Raw genomic sequence first — 4,273 nt, forward strand, 5'->3', positions numbered from 1 at the left:
CCCCACCTCGCCGGCGTTCCTCGCGGCCCTGGCCATCTTCGTGCTGGTCACGCTCACCGCCGGAACCGCATCACGGCGCCTGCGCAGCAGCCAGGAGCTGACCGAAGCGACCGGCTGACGCCGCATCAGGTGCGAGGAGCCGTGACCAGACGCTCGACGAGATCGTCGAACCGTGCGGCGGACACATCGGGACTCCCGAACGCCTCCGGGTAGCCCGCACCGTCGCGATCGACCCACGCGGTGACGAGCCCCACCGAACCGGCACCGAACAGGTCCCAGGGGTGCGCGGCGACCATCGCCGCGGCGGCGGGTGCGACACCTCGCCGTTCCAGCACGAAACGGTAAGGCTCCGGTGCCGGCTTCCACCGGCCGACCTCGCTGACGTCGTGGACGGCGGCGACCAGATCGCTCAGACCTCCTCGGTCGAGGAAGGCGCGGGTGAGCTCAGCCGAGCCGTTGGCCAACGCGACCGCCGGGATGCCGGCGCTGTGCAGCCTGGTGAGCCCTGCCGCCACGTCGGGGTGGGGCAGGACCTCGTCGAACCCGGCGAGGACGTGCGACACCTCGGCATCGGCCGCGTCCACCTGGTGGCGCCGCAAGAGCTCACGGAGGTGGTGGCTCGCCAGGTCGCGGAACCCAGCGAACCCGCCGGCGGCCGCGGCGGCGAAGCCGTCGCGCAGGATCTGGGTGAACCACAGCTCGAACTGACCTTCGAGGCCGACCTCGGCCATCCGGATCTCGACGGGCTGGAGCGCGAAGAGGGTCTCGTTGACGTCGAGGATCACGAGCTCCAACGGCGTTGGCGTGACGCTCATGCCCGACCCGTCGTGTCGAACGTCACCGTGGTGCCCGGTTCTGTGGCGGACTCGAGGAGGTCGAGCGCTGCGGCGACGACCGCCCGCTGGCGTGGGTGGTCACCGACGGGGCCGATGGTGCGACCCATCAGGTGCGGCGTGACCAGCGTCCTCGGGACGCCGAGCTCCTCCATCCGGTGCCGCAAGGCCTCCACCGCGACACAGACGGTGGGGATCCCTGCGGCCTCCAGAGCCCTCGCTACGAGTCCGACCGACCCGTGGCAGACCGGTCAGGTGGCGACGAGGAACACCACGTCGACCTCGCGTGCGGCCATGTGTTCGGCCCAGCGAGGGGCGACCTGCTTCTCGAGACGGCGCTGCGAGGTCGCGCCGGTGAACCCGTAGTGCTCGTCGGCGAGCTGGACCCGTCCCTGGCCAGCCAGATCGCGCAGGTGGTCGAGCGGGAACACCGCTGACGGGTCGCGCTGTGCGCTGCGGGCGTCGTAGCCCGGATGGCGGGCGGTGAGCTGCTCGTTGGGGGTGTCGACCGGGATGGTCGACAGGGTGGGCGTGCCACGCAGGAACTCGGTGATCAGCACCAGCGAGTCCTGTTGTGACGGCCCGTCGGGCCCCATGGGATCGTCGTCGACCCGATAGACCCCACCGGCGGAGATCAACGCGAGCCTGAGGCTGGCCAGCGAGCCGGGCAGTGGGGTGAAGGGGATCTCGGTCGCGGGCGCGACGGGCTCGGAGGGCAGGTAGCCGGCGACCTGGGCTCGGTACACGGCCTCGCGCAGGCGGTCGAGGTCGCCGGTGTCCAGCGTCTCACCGACCGCGGCGAGCACCTCGGCGATGGCGTCCGCTGCGCCTGCGTCCGTCATCCGTGCCAGGTACTTGAACTGCATGTCGGCGTGATCGCCGTAGTAGAACGACCGTCGGACGTCCTCGAACGACAGATCCGCCGGTCCGCTCTCCTCGTCGCTCATCCCGTCTCCTGTCTCGGCCACCGTAACTCAGTCCCGCTCGGCCCAGAGGCGTTCGGCGTGCTTGAACTCCTCGTAGCTGCGTGGACCGTTGCGGCGGAGCCGGTCGTAGAACGCGTCGCGGTCGACGTCGCGGTACTCGATCTGTTCGCTGAGGTAGGGCGACACGGCCCCTCCTACGGGCCGCCGTCGTCGTCCGGTCTCGTGTCGCTCGAGGAAGGCTTCAACGTTGGCCGCAGACGTCCAGTCAGCCCGGTACAGGATGCGACCGCCACGGCCGATCACCCACGTCATGTTCGGCAGCAGCCCGTAGGCGCGGTGGGCGCTGCCCTCGAGGTCGTCGACGACGATCGACCGGCGGATCCCGACCTCGTCGCGGAGCAACCGCGCGTGAGCGAGCTTCGTCTCGAACGAGTCGTGGTGGGGGACGTGCTCACCCGGATGCGCCTCGCGGGTGTACACGAAGTACCACGCCACGTCGGGATGGCGGTCAGCTGCGGCGTCGAGCAGAGGACCCTCTGCTGAGCAGTACGGTCAGGTGAACGAGCCGAACTCGACCACCACGGTGCGGCGCTTCCACACCGAGGACAACGCGATCTGGTCACCGTCGAGCAGCGTGCCCGCGATCTCCGGAGCGGGTTGACCGGCGTGGAGCAGGTCCGGCCAGGCCGCGAACTCACGCTGCTCGTCGCCGGAGGCGACGTAGCCGTCGAAGGTCTCGTAGTTGTAGGCGCTCACCGCTGCCGCGCTCCGCTCGGCCGTGGGAGGAACCACGGATCGGTCGACGTTACCGGTCGGTCGGCCCGCGACGGGCTGCCTCACGGTGAGGATGGTGGACGAACCAGAAGGGCACAGCGACGAGGACCGCCGCTCCGATCACGTTGCCGATACCGGCGGGCACGATGTTCCAGCCCAGCGCCGTCGGCCAGCCGGGTCCGCCACCGTGCGCGAGATGGAGGGCGAAGTAGCCCATGTTCGCGGGGCTGTGCTGGAAACCGGCCGCGACGAAGGCCGTCACCGCCAGGAACACCGGGATGTACTTGCCGATGATGGTGCGGCCCATGAAGGCGAAGAAGGCGGCCATACCGACCAGCCAGTTGGCCAGCACTCCCGAGAGGACGAGCTGCCACCAGGCGCCGGCGCCGCCCAGCTCCCTGTAGGCGAGCTTGCGTTCGATCACCTCGCCGAGCGCGGCCAGGGTCTCGGGGGAGTACATCTGCGCGGTGGCGATCAGCTGCGCGGCCAGCCACACCCCGGCGAGGTTGCCGACCCACGCGATGGCCCAGAAGCGGACCACCCGCAACCACTGGTGGCGGTCCTCGAGCAGGGTGGTCGGCAGCACGACGTTCGCTTCGGTGAACAGCACCGCTTCGGAGAGCACCACGAAGAAGAACCCGGCGCTGAAGCCGAACCCCTCCAGAAGCCGCTTCGGTCCCTCCGCGTCCACGCCGGAGCCCACCAGCAGGGAGAACAGCGCACCGACGGTGATGAACCCCCCACCGAGCACGGCGAGGACGAGCGCTCGGCCCGAGGTGAGCTCTCCCACGCGACCGCGACCGAAGCGCGCCATCTCCTCGAGCACCGCCGGCGCAGCGAGGTACTGCATCGTGGGCCGTCTGGGGACCTCCTCCGACGGGTCGGTCACGGGGGTTCCTCCCTGCTCACCGGTGTTCGGGGTTGGGCGCGTCGAAGCGGCAGCCGGCGTCCCACAGGGGACGCTGGTTGCCGTGGACCGGGAAGCCCCCGGCGTCCTTGAGCCAGCGGGCGGTGTGCAGCAGGTTCCAGGTCATGAACGTCGTGTTGCGGTTGGTGAAGTCGTTCTGCGGTCCGCCCGACCCCTCGTCGGCGTAGGACGGCCCTGGCCCGGCTTCGCCGAGCCAGGCGGCGTCGGCCTGGGGTGGGATCACGTAGCCGAGGTGCTGCAGGCTGTAGAGCAGGTTCATGGCACAGTGCTTGGCGCCGTCCTCGTTGCCGGTGACGATGACCCCGCCGGTGCGGCCGTAGTAGGCGGACTGACCGGCGTCGTTGAGATGGCCGGAGTTGCCGTAGAGCCGCTCCACGACGCGGGTGGCGACCGAAGACTTCTCGCCGAGCCAGATCGGGGTGAGCAGGACCAGGATGTCGGCGGCCACGACCTGCTCGAAGATGCCGGGCCAGTCGTCACGATCGGCGCGGTGTTCGGTCATGTCCGGGTAGACGCCGGGTGCGAGGTGGTGGTCGACGGCGCGGACGGTCTCGACCGCGACACCGTTCGCGCGCATGATCGCGATCGAACGGTCTGCGAGCGCCTGGGTGTGGGAGGGCTCGGGGGAGGGCTTGAGGGTGCAGTTGATGAACAGCGCCCGCAGGTCGTCGTATGCGGCGGGTGCCTCGTCGCACAGCCGCTGGTCCTGCTCGCTCAGTTCGGTCACGGGACGCTCCTGGTCGTGGAAAGGTTCGTGGTGGTGGCAGCACGTCACTCGGGGGTGTGGGGCTCGGTCACGTCCTCGACGGCGG

Annotated in this window: 6 protein-coding genes; all 6 read right to left on the minus strand. The window is 70.0% G+C overall.

The annotated features are described in order from the left end of the window. Nucleotides 1–125: 125 nt before the first annotated feature. The 6 genes from WEB03_RS04915 to WEB03_RS04940 all read right to left on the minus strand — a co-directional run bounded on the left by WEB03_RS04915 (nucleotide 126) and on the right by WEB03_RS04940 (nucleotide 4,188). Nucleotides 126–815 (minus strand): haloacid dehalogenase type II, encoded by a 690-nt coding sequence (locus WEB03_RS04915; protein ID WP_368069838.1) that lies wholly within the window; start codon nucleotides 813–815, stop codon nucleotides 126–128. Continuing rightward, nucleotides 812–1,000, minus strand: a complete 189-nt coding sequence (locus WEB03_RS04920; RefSeq protein WP_368069839.1) for a hypothetical protein — start codon at nucleotides 998–1,000, stop codon at nucleotides 812–814. The genes WEB03_RS04915 and WEB03_RS04920 overlap by 4 nt, the downstream gene beginning before the upstream one ends. 84 nt (nucleotides 1,001–1,084) lie before the next feature. Next, nucleotides 1,085–1,780 (minus strand): glycine/sarcosine/betaine reductase selenoprotein B family protein, encoded by a 696-nt coding sequence (locus WEB03_RS04925; RefSeq protein WP_368069840.1) that lies wholly within the window; start codon nucleotides 1,778–1,780, stop codon nucleotides 1,085–1,087. Between the two features lie 27 nt (nucleotides 1,781–1,807). Further along, nucleotides 1,808–2,515, minus strand: coding sequence for a TlpA family protein disulfide reductase (locus WEB03_RS04930; protein ID WP_368069841.1), 708 nt, complete (start codon nucleotides 2,513–2,515; stop codon nucleotides 1,808–1,810). A gap of 49 nt (nucleotides 2,516–2,564) precedes the next feature. Beyond that, complete coding sequence (locus WEB03_RS04935) at nucleotides 2,565–3,422, minus strand: formate/nitrite transporter family protein (protein WP_368069842.1); 858 nt, start codon at nucleotides 3,420–3,422, stop codon at nucleotides 2,565–2,567. 16 nt (nucleotides 3,423–3,438) lie between these two features. Continuing rightward, nucleotides 3,439–4,188, minus strand: a complete 750-nt coding sequence (locus WEB03_RS04940; RefSeq protein ID WP_368069843.1) for a flavodoxin family protein — start codon at nucleotides 4,186–4,188, stop codon at nucleotides 3,439–3,441. Nucleotides 4,189–4,273: the final 85 nt, after the last annotated feature.

It is taken from the genome of Nitriliruptor sp. (assembly GCF_040882075.1).
In the GTDB taxonomy this organism is placed as follows: Bacteria; Actinomycetota; Nitriliruptoria; order Nitriliruptorales; family Nitriliruptoraceae; genus Nitriliruptor.

Bases quoted from the DNA above. Each gene is read 5' to 3' on its own strand.
- WEB03_RS04915 (WP_368069838.1), bottom strand. From the start codon at position 815: ATGAGCGTCACGCCAACGCCGTTGGAGCTCGTGATCCTCGACGTCAAC.
- WEB03_RS04925 (WP_368069840.1), bottom strand. From the start codon at position 1,780: ATGAGCGACGAGGAGAGCGGACCGGCGGATCTGTCGTTCGAGGACGTC.